11 protein-coding genes, 1 tRNA gene, 2 rRNA genes and 2 pseudogenes are annotated in these 15,956 nt (G+C 54.9%); 12 read left to right on the top strand and 4 right to left on the bottom strand.

Annotated features, from left to right (window positions below; all coding sequences use genetic code 11):
- Window positions 1-9 precede the first annotated feature (9 nt).
- The 5 genes and pseudogenes from prmA to K5I40_RS10830 all read left to right on the top strand — a co-directional run bounded on the left by prmA (window position 10) and on the right by K5I40_RS10830 (window position 5,125).
- Complete coding sequence (prmA, locus tag K5I40_RS10850; protein WP_138370330.1) at window positions 10-891, top strand: 50S ribosomal protein L11 methyltransferase; 882 nt, start codon at window positions 10-12, stop codon at window positions 889-891.
- Window positions 892-1,268: 377 nt separating this feature from the next.
- A pseudogene (gene dusB / locus K5I40_RS10845) lies at window positions 1,269-2,233 on the top strand (tRNA dihydrouridine synthase DusB).
- 23 nt (window positions 2,234-2,256) lie between these two features.
- Window positions 2,257-2,553 carry a DNA-binding transcriptional regulator Fis gene (fis, locus tag K5I40_RS10840; protein ID WP_000462905.1) on the top strand — a complete coding sequence of 99 codons (297 nt, stop codon included), beginning with the start codon at window positions 2,257-2,259 and terminating at the stop codon, window positions 2,551-2,553.
- A gap of 199 nt (window positions 2,554-2,752) precedes the next feature.
- Window positions 2,753-2,917: a DUF2556 family protein gene (locus K5I40_RS10835; RefSeq protein ID WP_039030652.1), complete on the top strand. Its 165-nt coding sequence runs from the start codon at window positions 2,753-2,755 to the stop codon at window positions 2,915-2,917.
- 126 nt (window positions 2,918-3,043) lie between these two features.
- Window positions 3,044-5,125, top strand: a complete 2,082-nt coding sequence (locus K5I40_RS10830; protein ID WP_223074530.1) for a bifunctional diguanylate cyclase/phosphodiesterase — start codon at window positions 3,044-3,046, stop codon at window positions 5,123-5,125.
- A gap of 10 nt (window positions 5,126-5,135) precedes the next feature.
- Here K5I40_RS10830 and envR read toward each other — a convergent pair.
- A pseudogene (envR, locus tag K5I40_RS10825) lies at window positions 5,136-5,782 on the bottom strand (acrEF/envCD operon transcriptional regulator).
- Window positions 5,783-6,175: 393 nt separating this feature from the next.
- On the opposite strand from envR, the gene K5I40_RS10820 reads away from it, so the two are divergent.
- From K5I40_RS10820 to K5I40_RS10790, 7 genes are all read left to right on the top strand, one after another.
- A complete protein-coding gene (locus K5I40_RS10820) occupies window positions 6,176-7,315 on the top strand; it encodes an efflux RND transporter periplasmic adaptor subunit (RefSeq protein ID WP_039030655.1) in 1,140 nt (379 codons plus the stop codon).
- A 10-nt stretch (window positions 7,316-7,325) separates the two neighbouring features.
- Window positions 7,326-10,439 (top strand): efflux RND transporter permease subunit, encoded by a 3,114-nt coding sequence (locus K5I40_RS10815; RefSeq protein WP_039030656.1) that lies wholly within the window; start codon window positions 7,326-7,328, stop codon window positions 10,437-10,439.
- Window positions 10,440-10,759: 320 nt separating this feature from the next.
- A complete protein-coding gene (locus K5I40_RS10810; RefSeq protein WP_039030657.1) occupies window positions 10,760-10,981 on the top strand; it encodes a lipoprotein in 222 nt (73 codons plus the stop codon).
- 376 nt (window positions 10,982-11,357) lie between these two features.
- The gene (locus K5I40_RS10805) at window positions 11,358-12,383 is read left to right on the top strand and encodes an amino acid ABC transporter substrate-binding protein (RefSeq protein WP_223074529.1); all 1,026 of its coding nucleotides are present in this window, start codon (window positions 11,358-11,360) and stop codon (window positions 12,381-12,383) included.
- Between the two features lie 68 nt (window positions 12,384-12,451).
- Window positions 12,452-13,633, top strand: a complete 1,182-nt coding sequence (locus K5I40_RS10800) for an amino acid ABC transporter permease (RefSeq protein ID WP_039030659.1) — start codon at window positions 12,452-12,454, stop codon at window positions 13,631-13,633.
- A gap of 9 nt (window positions 13,634-13,642) precedes the next feature.
- On the top strand, window positions 13,643-14,746 hold the full coding sequence (locus K5I40_RS10795) for an amino acid ABC transporter permease (RefSeq protein ID WP_039030660.1): 1,104 nt from the start codon (window positions 13,643-13,645) through the stop codon (window positions 14,744-14,746).
- 7 nt (window positions 14,747-14,753) lie between these two features.
- The gene (locus K5I40_RS10790; protein ID WP_138370334.1) at window positions 14,754-15,512 is read left to right on the top strand and encodes an amino acid ABC transporter ATP-binding protein; all 759 of its coding nucleotides are present in this window, start codon (window positions 14,754-14,756) and stop codon (window positions 15,510-15,512) included.
- A gap of 101 nt (window positions 15,513-15,613) precedes the next feature.
- On the opposite strand, the gene rrf (K5I40_RS10785) is transcribed toward K5I40_RS10790, so the two are convergent.
- From rrf (K5I40_RS10785) to rrf (K5I40_RS10775), 3 genes are all read right to left on the bottom strand, one after another.
- A 5S ribosomal RNA gene (gene rrf, locus K5I40_RS10785) occupies window positions 15,614-15,729 on the bottom strand.
- Between the two features lie 43 nt (window positions 15,730-15,772).
- Window positions 15,773-15,848, bottom strand: a tRNA-Thr gene (locus tag K5I40_RS10780).
- Window positions 15,849-15,862: 14 nt separating this feature from the next.
- Window positions 15,863-15,956, bottom strand: a 5S ribosomal RNA gene (rrf, locus tag K5I40_RS10775); the annotation flags it as partial.

Here is a 15,956-nt window from a genome sequence, read left to right as displayed (position 1 = left end):
AGTTTTGCCATGCCGTGGATCCAACTGAAACTGAATACGACCGGCGCTAACGCCGAAGAGATGAGCGATGCGCTGATGGAGGCTGGTGCGGTCTCAATCACCTTCCAGGACACGCATGACACGCCGGTGTTTGAACCGCTGCCGGGTGAAACGCGCCTGTGGGGCGATACCGACGTCATCGGGCTGTTTGATGCTGAGACCGATATGGCCGACGTGGTCATGATTCTGGAAAATCATCCGCTGCTGGGCGCAGGCTTTGCGCACAAGATCGAGCAGCTGGAAGACAAAGACTGGGAACGCGAGTGGATGGATAATTTCCACCCGATGCAGTTCGGCAAGCGTCTGTGGATCTGCCCGAGCTGGCGCGACGTGCCGGATGAAAATGCGGTAAACGTCATGCTCGATCCGGGCCTCGCGTTTGGCACCGGCACGCACCCGACGACCTCTCTGTGTCTGCAGTGGCTGGATGGTCTGGATCTGGACGGTAAAACGGTGATCGATTTTGGCTGTGGCTCCGGTATTCTCGCCATCGCCGCCCTTAAGCTGGGTGCGGCAAAAGCCATCGGGATCGACATCGATCCGCAGGCGATTCAGGCCAGCCGCGACAACGCCGAACGTAACGGCGTCTCCGATCGTCTTGAACTTTATCTACCGAATGACCAGCCACAGGCCATGAAAGCCGACGTGGTGGTCGCAAACATTCTGGCCGGTCCATTACGTGAACTGGCGCCGTTAATCAGCGTGCTGCCCGTTGAGGGCGGTCTGTTGGGCCTTTCCGGTATTCTCGCCAGCCAGGCTGAGGGCGTATGCGAGGCGTACGCCGATCTGTTCACTCTCGATCCGGTGGTGGAGAAAGAAGAGTGGTGCCGCATAACCGGTCGTAAAAAATAGAGAGTTATTCGTTTGCCTGTTTTTTAAACCGCTCCTATGGTTAAAGACCAGGCAACCCATAGATGAAGATCATGTTCTAAAATGAGACGCAGATCGCAAAGAACCGGGGAAATCTGCTGTTAAAAACAGCAGATTATTCGGCTTTAGGTTTCATTAATTAAGAAAAAACGAGAAGTTTTAGGAAATTGTAAGCGGCCATAAAATCGCCACTCACATTTAAGTGAATGATTTATATCGCATATAATTTTGGCTGTTGTGCTTTGTCCCTGATTCCATGATCTGTAACAGGGGATTGTTCAAAGTTTGGCCTTTCATCTCGTGCAAAAAATGCGTAAGATACGCCGCCTTGCAGTCACAGTATGGTCATTTCTTAACTCATGCGCATCGGAAACCACCAGCTCAGAAATCGCCTGATCGCAGCACCTATGGCAGGTATTACCGACCGACCATTCAGGACGCTGTGCTATGAGATGGGAGCAGGACTAACCGTTTCAGAGATGATGTCGTCTAACCCGCAGGTTTGGGAAAGCGATAAATCCCGTCTTCGGATGGTGCATATTGACGAACCAGGTATCCGCACCGTGCAAATCGCCGGGAGCGTGCCTGAAGAGATGGCAGATGCCGCGCGTATCAACGTGGAGAGTGGCGCCCAGATTATTGATATCAATATGGTTGCCCGGCCAAAAAAGTGAATCGCAAGCTTGCAGGTTCAGCCCTTCTGCAATACCCCGACCAGGTGAAGTCAATCCTGACGGCGGTTGTCAGCGCAGTGGACGTTCCTGTTACGTTAAAGATTCGCACGGGTTGGTCGCCGGATCACCGTAACTGTGTAGAGATTGCCCAACTGGCCGAAGACTGTGGCATTCAGGCCCTGACCATACATGGACGCACACGCGCCTGTTTGTTCAACGGCGAAGCTGAATACGACAGCATTCGGGCAGTTAAGCAGAAAGTTTCCATTCCGATTATCGCGAATGGCGACATTACTGACCCGCTTAAAGCCAGAGCTGTGCTCGACTATACAGGGGCTGATGCTCTGATGATAGGACGTGCGGCTCAGGGAAGACCCTGGATCTTTCGGGAAATCCAGCATTATCTGGACACTGGGGAGCTGCTTGCCCCGCTGCCTCTGGCAGAGGTTAAGCACTTGCTATGCGCACATATTCGGGAACTGCACGACTTTTATGGTCAGGCTAAAGGGTACCGAATCGCGCGTAAACACGTATCCTGGTATCTCCAGGAACACGCTCCGGATGACCAGTTTCGGCGCACATTCAACGCCATAGAGGATGCCAGCGAACAGCTGGAGGCGTTGGAGGCATACTTCGAAAATCTTGCGTAATGAAATAAAGAGCTGACAGAACTATGTTCGAACAACGCGTAAATTCTGACGTACTGACCGTTTCCACCGTTAACTCTCAGGACCAGGTAACTCAAAAGCCCCTGCGTGACTCGGTTAAACAGGCACTGAAGAACTATTTTGCTCAACTGAATGGTCAGGACGTCAACGACCTGTATGAGCTGGTACTGGCTGAAGTTGAACAGCCCCTGTTGGACATGGTGATGCAATACACCCGTGGTAACCAGACCCGTGCTGCTCTGATGATGGGCATCAACCGTGGTACGCTGCGTAAGAAACTGAAAAAGTACGGCATGAACTAATTTCGATTAGCTAAATGCTTGTATAAAAAGGCGCTACTCGGCATGGGGACGCGCCTTTTTTATGCCCCGCTTTCCCCCATTTTTTAACCCCCGTGACGCCGTTTCAAAGCGAAACGTAAACATCCGTCTGCCCACTTCTCAGCCGCTAATTTTCGTGTATATTTCCTGCACTCTTGTCAATTGTTCCCGGAAATTCCGAATGATCCGTAAGTATTGGTGGTTAGTCGTCTTCGCGATTAGCGTTTTCCTTTTCGATGCGCTGTTAATGCAGTGGATTGAGTTGATGTCTACGGAAACTGACCAATGCCGCAACATGAATTCGGTGAATCCACTCAAGCTGGTCAATTGCTCAGATCTGGATTAAATACCCGTTTTTCCTCGAAAATGTGCGGATTTAAAACCCTTTGAGGCATCTCCATTGGATGATAATGTCTCAGCCCGTCTCACCCGGTATCACGTAATACCCCACTGTGTATGAGTTGATGAGATCATGCTGGTTAGCCAATACGACCAACTTCTTGTGGTTATCTCCTTTGTTGTCGCGATCCTTGCATCCTATACCGCGCTGAATATGGCAGGGCGGGTTGCCGGCAGCACCGGCGTCGCGGCACATGTCTGGCTGACGGGCGGCGGTATCGCCATGGGGATCGGGATCTGGGCCATGCACTTTATCGGCATGCTGGCGATGGATATCTCCATGCGGATGAACTACGACCTGCTGATAACCGCTCTCTCCATGCTGATTGCCATCTTCGCCTCTCTGTTCGCCCTCTGGCTGGTGAGCCGCGACCATTTACGCAGGCGGCGCTTGTTTACCGGTGCGGTGATTCTGGGTGCGGGCATCGTGGCGATGCACTACACCGGCATGGCCGCATTACAGGTTGAGCCTGCTATCGTCTGGCACATGCGCTGGGTTGCGCTGTCGGTGGTTATCGCCCTGCTCGCCTCGCTGGCTGCCCTGTGGCTGACGTTTCGTCTGCGTCGCGATGCCGCCCAGGTGGCGCTGATGCGTGCGGGCGCCGCCGTGCTGATGGGCGTTGCTATTGCCGGCATGCACTATACCGGTATGAAGGCCGCCCAGTTCCCGTTGCAGGTGCACATGCATCATCAGGGGGTGAACGGCAGCTGGCTGGCGGTGCTGGTAAGCGTCGTCGCGCTCTCTATTCTGGGCATCACGCTGCTGGTCTCGATGTTTGATGCCCGACTGCAGGCCCGCACCTCCCTGCTCGCCTCATCGCTGGCGGAAGCCAACCGCGAGCTGGCACAGCTGGCACTGCACGATACGCTGACCCGCTTGCCGAACCGCGTGCTGCTGGAGGACCGTCTCGATCAGGCGATCAACAAAGCCGATCGTGAAGGGAAACTGTTTGCCCTGCTGTTTATGGATCTGGATGGCTTCAAAGCCGTTAACGATGCCTACGGACATGATACGGGCGACAAGCTGCTGGTGGCGGTCACGGAGCGTCTCGAACAGCCGCTGAAGGGCCAGTACACCCTCGCCCGCATTGGTGGCGATGAGTTTGTGCTGCTCGCCGAGATCGACGCGCCGAACGATGCCGCATCGCTTGCCAGCTCGCTGGTGCATGTTATCGATCAGCCCTTCAGCCTTGAGCTGTACGATCTGGTGGTGACCCTCAGCGTAGGGATTGCCATCTATCCCCACGATGGCAAAAACCAGCGCGAGCTGATGTTTAACGCCGATGCGGCGATGTATCACACCAAGCATATGGGGCGTAACGGCTACCACTTCTTCCAGCCGTCGATGAATGCCCTGGCACAAAATCAGCTGCAGCTGATGAACGATCTGTGGCTGGCGCTGGAGCGCAAGGAGCTGCATCTGGTGTATCAGCCCAAGTTCCAGGCACCGGTTGGCCCCATTGTCGGCTTTGAAGCCCTGCTGCGCTGGCAGCATCCTACGCAGGGTCTGTTATCTCCCGATCAGTTCCTGCCGATGGCGGAAAAGAGCGGGCTGATCATTCCTATCGGCAACTGGGTGATTGATGAGGCCTGTCGTCAGCTGCGCGCCTGGCATCTTGAAGGCCATAGCGAATGGTCGATGGCGGTGAACCTCTCCACGCTGCAGTTTGAGCAGCCCCAGCTGGTTGACACGGTCATGGGCAGCCTGGCGCGGCACGCTATTCCGCCGCATACCCTGATTCTGGAAGTGACCGAAACCACGGCCATGAACAACCCTGATGAGAGCGTCCGGGTGCTGACGGAACTGACCCAGGCCGGGGTAAAAGCCTCAATCGATGATTTCGGCACCGGCTATTCCAGCCTGCTGTATCTGAAAAAGCTGCCCGCCTGCGAGCTGAAAATCGATCGGGCGTTTGTGAAAGATCTCAACAGCGCGGGTGATGATGCGACTATCGTGTCTGCCATCGTCGCGTTGGCAAAGACGCTCAACCTGAAGGTGGTGGCCGAAGGGGTGGAAACCGAGGAGCAGCAGAACTTTTTGACCGAACTCGGATGCAATACGCTGCAGGGCTATCTGCTGGGTAAACCCGTCTCGGCGCAGACCATCAACGCCCTGAGCCACGATCCGCAGGCGATGCTGGCACAGCAAATGTAACGCGATGCCGCTACGATGCGGCGTCGTATAACCTGTGTGGTCGGTGGGCAACCGGTAACGTTGAGAAGATATTGTCCACCAGCTCAGGGGCCTGCTGATACAGATCCACTCTTTCCGGGTTCATTAACCAGTTTTTAATGAGCCCGGAAAAAAACCATGAAAAACAATTAACGTCGTGTCGATATTGATCTCTGCGGAGACGCTACCGAGAATAATGCATTGCTGCAACATTTCACGAACGTTTTCATAGTTGAAACCGATCCTTTCCCGAATTTGACTCTCTAAAATCATCCCCCGGTCAAATTCACATTTGTGATAGAGGATCTGCAATAAAGCTCGCTGGCGTCGATCCCGGGCAATATATTGCAAAGCCGTAACAAACTGCTCACGCAAAATTAATAACGGATCGCTTTGTTCAACCTGCGATAGCCGGACATGAATTATCTCGCGCAGCGGTCGTTGCTCCTGCCAGATAGCGTTGAATATTTCGGCTTTACTGGTGAAGTGCCAGTAAACGGCCCCCCGCGTCAGGCAGGCGGCATCGGCGATATCCGTCAGCGTGGTGCTGGCAACGCCCCGCGCGGCAAACTGTTCTATCGCAGCCTCAATCAGTAACTGACGTGTCTTCTGTGCCTCGGCCTTGGTTTTGCGCGCCATAGAAAATCGCTCATTTAACAGGTTAATGACTTTTACAGAACAACGGTGATGACCGTCAGAGGGCCAATTATCCATCAGTCTGGAAAATAATGATGAACAAAAAAAGTTAACTCAATTAATTTATAAATCACCGTGATGTTTATTCTATATTTAATTCATAAAACATATGAACCCATCTAAAGCAAAAGTGGCAACGATACATAGCCAGACGTGCTATACCGTTGTTTACTCTCACTCCGCGCCAATTTTTTTATCCTCATTTCATTCTCAGCACTTATAAATCAAAAACTCGCCCGGCCATTCTTTATTATGGCGCCCGCCGTTTTCCGTTTACCTCTCCTTAACGCTTAACTCTGTGGGTTAATGCGGATTGATGATTTTGAAGGAATAGTCATGACGCCTAATTTCAGGTTTTTACCTTTATCCGGTTTTATCATCGGTGCCGCATTGCTCGTGGGTTGTGACGATCATGCCGGACAGGCACAGCTGCCGCCGACGCCGCAGGTGATGGTACATGTAGTGAAAAGCGCCCCCCTGGCGGTGACCACCGAGCTTCCAGGCCGGACCGACGCTTACCGCGTCGCCGAAGTTCGCCCGCAGGTCAGCGGCATTGTGCTGAAGCGCAACTTCACGGAAGGCAGCGATGTAAAAGCCGGTGAGTCGCTATATCAGATCGATCCGGCCACCTACCAGGCGGCCTATGACAGTGCTATGGGCGAGCTGGCCAAAGCCAAAGCCGCCGCCAGCATTGCCCACCTGACGGTGAAACGCTATGTCCCCCTGGTCGGTACGCAGTACGTCAGTAAGCAGGAATATGACCAGTCCGTGGCTAACGCCCGCCAGGCTGATGCCTCGGTGATGGCGGCTCAGGCTGCGGTCGAAACTGCACGCATCAACCTGGCCTACACCAAAGTGACGTCGCCCATCAGCGGGCGGATTGGTAAATCCAGCGTCACCGAGGGGGCGCTGGTCGCTAACGGACAGGCCACGGCGCTGGCCACGGTCCAGCAGCTCGATCCGATTTATGTCGATGTCACGCAGTCCAGCAACGATTTTATGCGCCTCAAGCAGTCCAGCCTGCAGACCGGCGAAGGCACCAGCAGCGTACAGTTGCTGATGGAGAATGGTCAGCCGTACCCGCTGAAAGGCTCGCTGCAGTTCTCAGATGTCACCGTGGATGAGAGCACCGGCTCAATTACCCTGCGGGCGATTTTCCCCAACCCGCAACACATCCTGCTGCCCGGCATGTTTGTCCGCGCGCGCATCAATGAAGGTACCCAGCCGCACGCGATCCTGGTTCCACAGCAGGGCGTTACCCGCACCCCACGCGGTGAGGCCAGCGTGATGGTGGTGAACGCTAAAAACCAGGCCGAAGCCCGTAACGTTGTCGCCCCTCAGGCGATTGGCGATCAATGGCTGGTCACGGACGGCTTACACGAAGGCGATCGGGTGATTATCAGCGGGCTGCAAAAAGTGCGTCCTGGCGTCGCGGTAGTGGCAACGCCGGACACCGCCGCGCAGAAAGCGGGATAAGGAACAGAGCATGGCTAACTTCTTTATTCAGCGCCCGATCTTTGCGTGGGTGCTTGCCATCATCCTGATGATGGCGGGCGGGCTGGCGATCCTGAAGCTGCCGGTGGCGCAGTATCCCACCATCGCGCCCCCTGCCGTGGCTATTTCGGCCACCTATCCCGGCGCGGATGCTCAGACGGTGCAGGACACGGTCACCCAGGTTATCGAGCAGAACATGAACGGCATCGATAACCTGATGTACATGTCCTCCACCAGCGACTCTGCGGGCAGCGTGACCATCACCCTTACCTTCCAGTCCGGCACCGACCCGGATATTGCCCAGGTGCAGGTGCAGAACAAATTGCAGCTGGCGATGCCCTTACTGCCGCAGGAAGTGCAGCAGCAAGGGATTGGCGTGGAGAAGTCGAGCAGCAGCTTCCTGCTGGTGGCCGGTTTTGTCTCGGACAATAAAAACCTGAGCCAGGACGATATCTCTGACTATGTGGCCTCTAACGTCAAGGATGCGATCAGCCGCACCTCCGGGGTGGGCGACGTTCAGCTGTTTGGCGCCCAGTATGCGATGCGTATCTGGCTGGATGCGAATAAGCTGAATGCCTACCAGCTGACGCCAGTAGACGTGATTAACCAGTTAAAAACCCAGAACAACCAGATTGCGGCCGGTCAGCTTGGCGGTACGCCATCGGTGCCGGGCCAGCAGCTCAACGCCTCGATCATCGCCCAGACGCGGCTGAAAACCGCCGAAGAGTTCGGCAACATCACCCTGAAGGTCAACCAGGACGGGTCGATGGTGCATCTGAAAGATGTCGCGCGCATTGCGCCCGGCGGTGAAAACTACAACATGGTGACCAAAATCAATGGTCAGGCGGCGACCGGGCTTGGTATCAAGCTCGCCACCGGTGCCAACGCGCTGGATACCGCCGCGGCGATCAAAACCAAGCTGGCGCAGCTGCAGACCTTCTTCCCGCAGGGGCTGAAGGTGGTCTATCCCTATGACACCACGCCGTTTGTGAAGATCTCCATTCATGAAGTGGTGAAGACGCTGTTTGAAGCCATCATCCTCGTCTTCCTCGTGATGTACCTGTTCCTGCAAAACCTGCGCGCCACGCTGATCCCGACCATTGCCGTACCGGTGGTGCTGTTGGGTACTTTTGCGGTGCTGGCGGCGTTTGGCTTCTCAATAAACACCCTGACCATGTTTGGCATGGTGCTGGCGATAGGCTTGCTGGTGGATGATGCCATCGTGGTGGTGGAGAACGTCGAGCGCGTCATGGTGGAGGAGAAGCTCCCGCCGAAAGAGGCGACGCAAAAATCGATGTCGCAGATTCAGGGTGCGCTGGTAGGGATCGCCATGGTGCTGTCGGCGGTATTTATCCCGATGGCCTTTTTCGGCGGTTCCACCGGGGCGATCTATCGCCAGTTCTCCCTGACCATCGTCTCGGCGATGGCGCTGTCGGTGTTGGTGGCGCTGATCCTGACGCCCGCCCTGTGTGCCACTCTGCTTAAGGCACCCAGCGAGCATCATGAGAACAAAGGCGGCTTCTTCGGCTGGTTCAACGCCCTGTTCGACAAGAGCGTGGCGCATTACAGCAATAGCGTCAGCCATATTCTGCGCAAGACCGGTCGCTATCTGGTGGTCTATGTCCTGATTGTCGGCGGCATGGCGGTGCTGTTCCTGCGTCTGCCTACCTCGTTCCTGCCGGAAGAGGATCAGGGCGTGTTTATGACGATGGTGCAGCTCCCGGCGGGTGCCACCCAAACCCGCACCCAAAAAGTGCTGGATCAGGTTGAGCACTACTACCTCAACAATGAGAAGGCCAACGTGGCGTCGGTCTTTACCGTTAACGGTTTTAGCTTCAGCGGCCAGGGCCAGAATGCCGGGGTGGCGTTTATCAGCCTTAAGCCCTGGGAGGAGCGCCCGGGTGCCGAAAACAGCGTCGGTGCTATCGTCAGCCGGGCAACACGGGCCTTCAGCCAGATTAAAGACGGGCTGGTCTTCCCGTTCAACCTGCCCGCAATTATCGAGCTGGGTACCGCAACGGGCTTCGATTTCGAACTGATCGACCAGGCCAACCTTGGCCATAACCAGCTGACGCAGGCCCGAAACCAACTGCTGGGCATGATTAAAGAGCATCCCGATATGCTGGTGCGCGTGCGGCCCAATGGCCTGGAAGATACCCCGCAGTTCAAGCTGGATATCGATCAGGAGAAAGCGCAGGCGCTGGGCGTCAGCGTGGCGGACATCAACCAGACCATCTCCACCGCGCTGGGTGGAACTTATGTGAACGACTACATTGACCGTGGCCGGGTGAAAAAGGTCTATGTCCAGGCGGATGCCCGCTTCAGGATGCTGCCGGAGGATATCAATCGCCTGTATGTTCGCAGCACCAGTGGTCAAATGGTGCCGCTCTCGGCGTTCAGCCAGTCGCACTGGATCTACGGCTCGCCGCGCCTGGAGCGTTATAACGGCTCCCCTTCGATGGAGATCCTCGGCGAAGCCGCACCCGGGAAGAGTACCGGTGAAGCCATGGTGCTAATGGAAAAACTGGCGGCGAAACTGCCGACCGGGATCGGCTATGACTGGACGGGCATGTCTTACCAGGAGCGGCTCTCCGGCAACCAGGCGCCTGCCCTGTATGCCATCTCGCTGGTGGTGGTGTTCCTCTGCCTGGCGGCGCTGTATGAGAGCTGGTCGATTCCGTTCTCGGTAATGCTGGTAGTGCCACTGGGGGTGGTGGGTGCTCTGCTGGCCGCTTCCCTGCGTGGGCTGAATAATGATGTCTATTTCCAGGTGGGGCTGCTCACCACTATCGGCCTGTCGGCGAAGAACGCCATCCTGATTGTCGAGTTTGCCAAAGATCTGATGGAGAAGGAGGGCAAAAGCATTATTGAAGCCACGCTGGAGGCGTCACGTATGCGTCTTCGTCCCATCCTGATGACCTCGCTGGCGTTTATCCTTGGCGTGTTGCCGCTGGTTATCAGCCACGGGGCGGGCAGCGGCGCGCAAAACGCCGTCGGTACCGGGGTGATGGGCGGCATGCTTTCGGCAACCCTGCTGGCGATATTCTTTGTGCCGGTCTTCTTTGTAGTGGTGCGAAGACGCTTTACGCGTCATCATGAGCAGTAACAGATAAAGGCGCTTCGGCGCCTTTTCTTATGATAATAAACAGAGAGTTAGGCTTACCTATTTATTTAACTTATTAATTAGCGGCACAATGAATTGTTTGCTTATGGATTTAAGAGTCTTCTTTTTAATCTTCCGCTCTCCCTAATCTCTCCATTTTTAACGCGTCAGGCTGGGTATTTCTCCATATTTTTTACAATCCAAATAATTTGAGATTATTCACTCTACATGGCGAATTTGCAGCGGTGGTAAAATAGCCACCAGCTTTGCAGAAGACGTTCCTGACTATATCGCAAAGTTAGATTTCATTTTGAGGTAACACCATGAAAAGATTCATTTCGGTTGCACTCCTTGCTGCGTTGCTTGCTGGTTGCGCGCATGATTCTCCGTGCGTACCGGTATACGACGATCAGGGCAGACTGGTTCACACCAATACCTGTATGAAGGGCACCACGCAGGATAACTGGGAAACCGCCGGGGCGATCGCAGGTGGCGCAGCGGCCATTGCAGGCCTGACACTGGGTATCATTGCCGTATCCAAGTAATCCAGAAAGCGCGGCTCCGGCCGCGCTTTTGCTTTTCAAATTTAGGTTAATTAATAAATCTGAATCTGCTCACATCTTTTTCCCGCATTATTTTCTTTCGCTATTCACGCACTAAATCATCACGTCATTAATGTGTTTCATCATCCGACTTTTGCTCTGATTTGTGGCGCAGGTTGTAATTTCGCACCATTTCAGGGCGCTCGATTTAATTATCACTGTCTACACTCTGCTTTACGCGTTGCGTAATCAATTCTTACGTTAAATGCAAAAACTGGCATCACGTTTGCTTTATTAACGTCGGCCACAGCCACAGACAGGTTAAAGCGTTTATAAACGCCTCACTATAACGATAATTTTTCGCCACACAGGATGCATTATGAAAAAGATGATGATGGCCAGCCTCGCCGCTGCAGGTGTGCTTATTGCGATTTCCGGCCAGGCTCAGGCGGGTGCGACTCTGGATGCGGTTAAGCAGAAAGGTTTTGTTCAGTGCGGGATCAGTGACGGCCTGCCGGGTTTCTCTTACGCAGACGCCAACGGTAAGTTCTCCGGTATTGATGTCGACGTATGTCGTGGCGTTGCTGCTGCGGTATTTGGCGATGATACGAAGGTGAAATATACCCCGCTGACGGCCAAAGAGCGCTTTACCGCCCTGCAATCCGGCGAAGTGGATATGCTTTCACGTAATACCACCTGGACTTCATCACGTGATACCGGAATGGGCATGTCCTTCACCGGCGTGACCTATTACGACGGCATTGGTTTCCTGACACACAATAAAGCGGGCCTGAAAAGTGCGAAAGAGCTGGATGGTGCGACGGTTTGTATTCAGGCTGGCACTGACACTGAACTGAACGTCGCCGATTATTTCAAAGCCAATAGCATGAAATATACCCCGGTGACCTTCGACAGATCTGACGAATCCGCCAAAGCGCTGGAATCGGGTCGCTGCGATACTCTCGCGTCGGATCAGTCACAGCTGTACGCGCTGCGGATCAAGCTGAGCAATCCGGCAGAATGGATTGTGCTGCCAGAAGTGATCTCCAAAGAGCCGCTGGGCCCGGTGGTCCGCCGCGGTGATGACGAATGGAACTCGGTGGTTCGCTGGACGCTGTTCGCCATGCTCAATGCTGAAGAGATGGGCGTTAACTCGAAGAACGTCGATGAGAAAGCCGCCAATCCGACCACGCCGGATATGGCCCATCTGCTGGGTAAAGAGGGTGACTACGGCAAGGATCTGAAGCTGGATAACAAGTGGGCGTACAACATCATTAAAAAAGTGGGTAACTACGCGGAAATCTTCGAGCGCAATGTGGGTTCTGAGAGCGCGCTGAAGATCAGCCGTGGTCAGAACAACCTCTGGAACAATGGCGGCATTCAGTACGCACCGCCAGTACGCTAAGCATCTTGCTGTAACGGGCACTGCCAGCGCGGTGCCCAGTCCAGAGTCATGGTTACCCGAGGTTTTATATGTCCCATCGCCGCTCAGCCCTGAAAGGAGCCCTCTCCTTTTCTAATCCTGCGGTTCGCGCCTGGCTGTTTCAGATCCTCGCTGTTCTCGCTGTTCTGGCCGTCGCGATCTACCTGTTCCACAACACTGTTACCAACCTGAGCACACGCGGCATTACGTCGGGCTTTGCCTTCCTGGACCGAAGTGCAGGGTTTGGCATTGTTCAGCATCTTATTGATTACAGTGAAGGCGATACCTACGGTCGCGTATTCCTGGTTGGCCTGATGAATACCCTGCTGGTCTCAGCGCTATGCATTGTGTTTGCTTCCCTGCTGGGCTTTTTCCTCGGGCTCGCGCGTCTCTCTGATAACTGGCTGCTGCGTAAGCTCTCCACACTTTATATTGAGACGTTCCGTAACATCCCGCCGCTGCTGCAGATCTTCTTCTGGTATTTTGCCGTACTGCGCAACCTGCCTGGCCCGCGTCAGGCAGTAGATGCTTTCGATCTGGCCTTTTTAAGCAACCGCGGCCTCTATATACCGGCGCCGCAGATTGCCGAAGGAATGCTGGCATTGCTGGCCGCGCTGGCGTGCACGATCATGGTGTCGGTTGCGCTGTTTCGCTATAACCGCATGCATCAGATTAAAACCGGGCAGCTCCGGCGCACCTGGCCTGTCACACTGGCCTTGCTGGTGATCCTGCCATGGATTGCACATACGGTATTCGGCCCGGCGATACACTGGGATGTTCCGCAGCTGAAAGGATTTAACTTCCGCGGCGGCATGGTATTGATCCCCGAGCTGGCTGCTCTGACGCTGGCGCTCTCGATCTATACCTCGGCCTTTATCGCAGAAATTATTCGCGCCGGTATCCAGGCCGTTCCGCATGGTCAGCATGAGGCCGCACGCTCGCTTGGGCTTCCGAACCCGGTCACCCTGCGCCAGGTAATCATTCCCCAGGCGCTGCGGGTGATCATTCCGCCGCTGACCAGTCAGTATCTCAATATCGTGAAAAACTCGTCCCTCGCGGCTGCGATTGGCTATCCCGATATGGTCTCGCTGTTTGCCGGAACCGTTCTTAACCAGACCGGACAGGCCATCGAAACCATCGCCATTACGATGTCGGTTTACCTGATTATCAGCCTGACCATTTCACTGTTGATGAATATCTATAACCGTCGCATCGCTCTGGTTGAACGCTAAGGAACCATGATGACAAAAGCCGTCTTGTCTCACCCTGCGCGTCCGGCCACAACCGGCAACGGACGCGCCATCACATGGGCTCGTAAAAACCTGTTTTCCAGCTGGAGCAACAGCTTGCTGACTTTGCTGTGCTTCTGGCTGATGTGGGAACTCATCCCGCCGCTCATCAACTGGGCATTTTTGCAGGCTAACTGGGTCGGAACCACCCGCGCCGACTGCACGAAAGAGGGGGCCTGCTGGGTCTTTATTCACCAGCGCTTCGGCCAGTTTATGTATGGGCTCTACCCGCACGACCAGCGCTGGCGCATCAATCTCGCGCTGCTTGTCGGACTGCTCTCCATTGTCCCCATGTTCTGGAAGGGGTTGCCGCAACGTGGACGCTACATCGCCTGTTGGGCGGTGATCTATCCCCTGATCGTCTGGGGACTGTTATATGGCGGCATTCTGGGGCTGGATCGCGTTGAAACCCGCCAGTGGGGCGGCCTGACGCTGACGTTAATTATCGCTTCGGTGGGTATTGCCGGCGCACTGCCGTTAGGGATTTTGCTGGCGCTGGGACGCCGGTCAACCATGCCGGTCGTGCGCGTCCTCTCGGTCATTTTCATCGAGTTCTGGCGCGGCGTTCCGCTTATCACCGTGCTGTTTATGTCTTCGGTGATGCTGCCGCTGTTTATGGCGGAAGGCACCACTATCGACAAACTGATCCGTGCTTTGGTCGGCGTGATTCTGTTCCAGTCCGCCTATGTTGCCGAGGTCGTGCGCGGCGGGTTGCAGGCGCTGCCAAAGGGCCAGTATGAAGCCGCCGAATCGCTGGCGCTGGGTTACTGGAAAACGCAGGGACTGGTGATCCTGCCCCAGGCGCTGAAGCTGGTGATCCCGGGCCTGGTGAATACCATCATTGCGCTGTTCAAGGACACCAGTCTGGTGATCATCATCGGATTATTCGATCTTTTCAGTAGCGTGCAGCAGGCTACCGTCGACCCTGCCTGGCTGGGCATGTCGACAGAAGGCTATGTTTTTGCAGCACTTATCTACTGGATTTTCTGTTTTAGCATGTCGCGCTACAGCCAGCATCTGGAAAAGCGCTTTAACACCGGGCGTACACCGCACTGAGGAACCTATGAGCCAGATAACTATGACCCCCGCTGACGCGATGATTACGCTGGATAATGTGAATAAGTGGTACGGGCAATTTCACGTTCTGAAAGACATTAACCTGAAGGTACAACAAGGCGAGCGTATTGTCCTTTGTGGACCTTCAGGGTCGGGTAAATCAACAACTATTCGCTGTATCAACCATCTGGAAGAGCATCAGCAGGGACGGATTGTGGTGGATGGTATCGAGCTGAACGACGATATTCGCAACGTTGAGCGTGTCCGCCAGGAAGTGGGTATGGTGTTCCAGCATTTCAATTTATTCCCCCATCTGACCGTGCTGCAGAACTGCACTCTGGCGCCCATTTGGGTGCGTAAGATGCCGAAAAAGGAGGCTGAAGCACTCGCCATGCATTACCTGGAGCGGGTACGCATTGCAGAACATGCCCACAAGTTTCCGGGGCAGATTTCAGGTGGACAGCAGCAGCGCGTGGCCATCGCCCGCTCTCTGTGCATGAAACCTAAAATCATGCTGTTTGATGAACCCACCTCAGCGCTCGATCCTGAGATGGTTAAAGAGGTGCTGGATACGATGATAGGGCTGGCGCAATCGGGAATGACCATGCTCTGCGTCACGCACGAGATGGGTTTCGCCAGAACCGTTGCAGACCGGGTGATCTTTATGGATCGCGGAGAGATTGTTGAGCAGGCCCCGCCGGAGGAGTTTTTCTCCAATCCAAAATCAGAACGTACGCGGGCATTTTTGTCGCAGGTTATTCACTAATACCGGCCGGCCCGGTGGCGCATGCGCCCCGGGCTTTACGTTTTTAGGGCGCAGAAATGCAAAAAGGCCATCCTTGCGGATGGCCTTTTCACTTAATTGATGTCTGGCAGTTCCCTACTCTCGCATGGGGAGACCCCACACTACCATCGGCGCTACGGCGTTTCACTTCTGAGTTCGGCATGGGGTCAGGTGGGACCACCGCGCTACAGCCGCCAGACAAATTCTTTTACTTTTTGCCGAACTTTAACCTAAGTATAAAGTGGTGCTGATACCCAGAGTCGAACTGGGGACCTCACCCTTACCAAGGGTGCGCTCTACCAACTGAGCCATATCAGCACGCTAAATTTGATGCCTGGCAGTTCCCTACTCTCGCATGGGGAGGCCCCACACTACCATCGGCGCTACGGCGTTTCACTTCTGAGTTCGGCATGGGGTCAGGTGGGA

The sequence above is a fragment of the Leclercia sp. LTM14 genome, assembly GCF_023736175.1.
GTDB lineage: Bacteria > Pseudomonadota > Gammaproteobacteria > Enterobacterales > Enterobacteriaceae > Enterobacter > Enterobacter barmai.
This window is presented reverse-complemented; position numbering and strand designations above follow the sequence as displayed.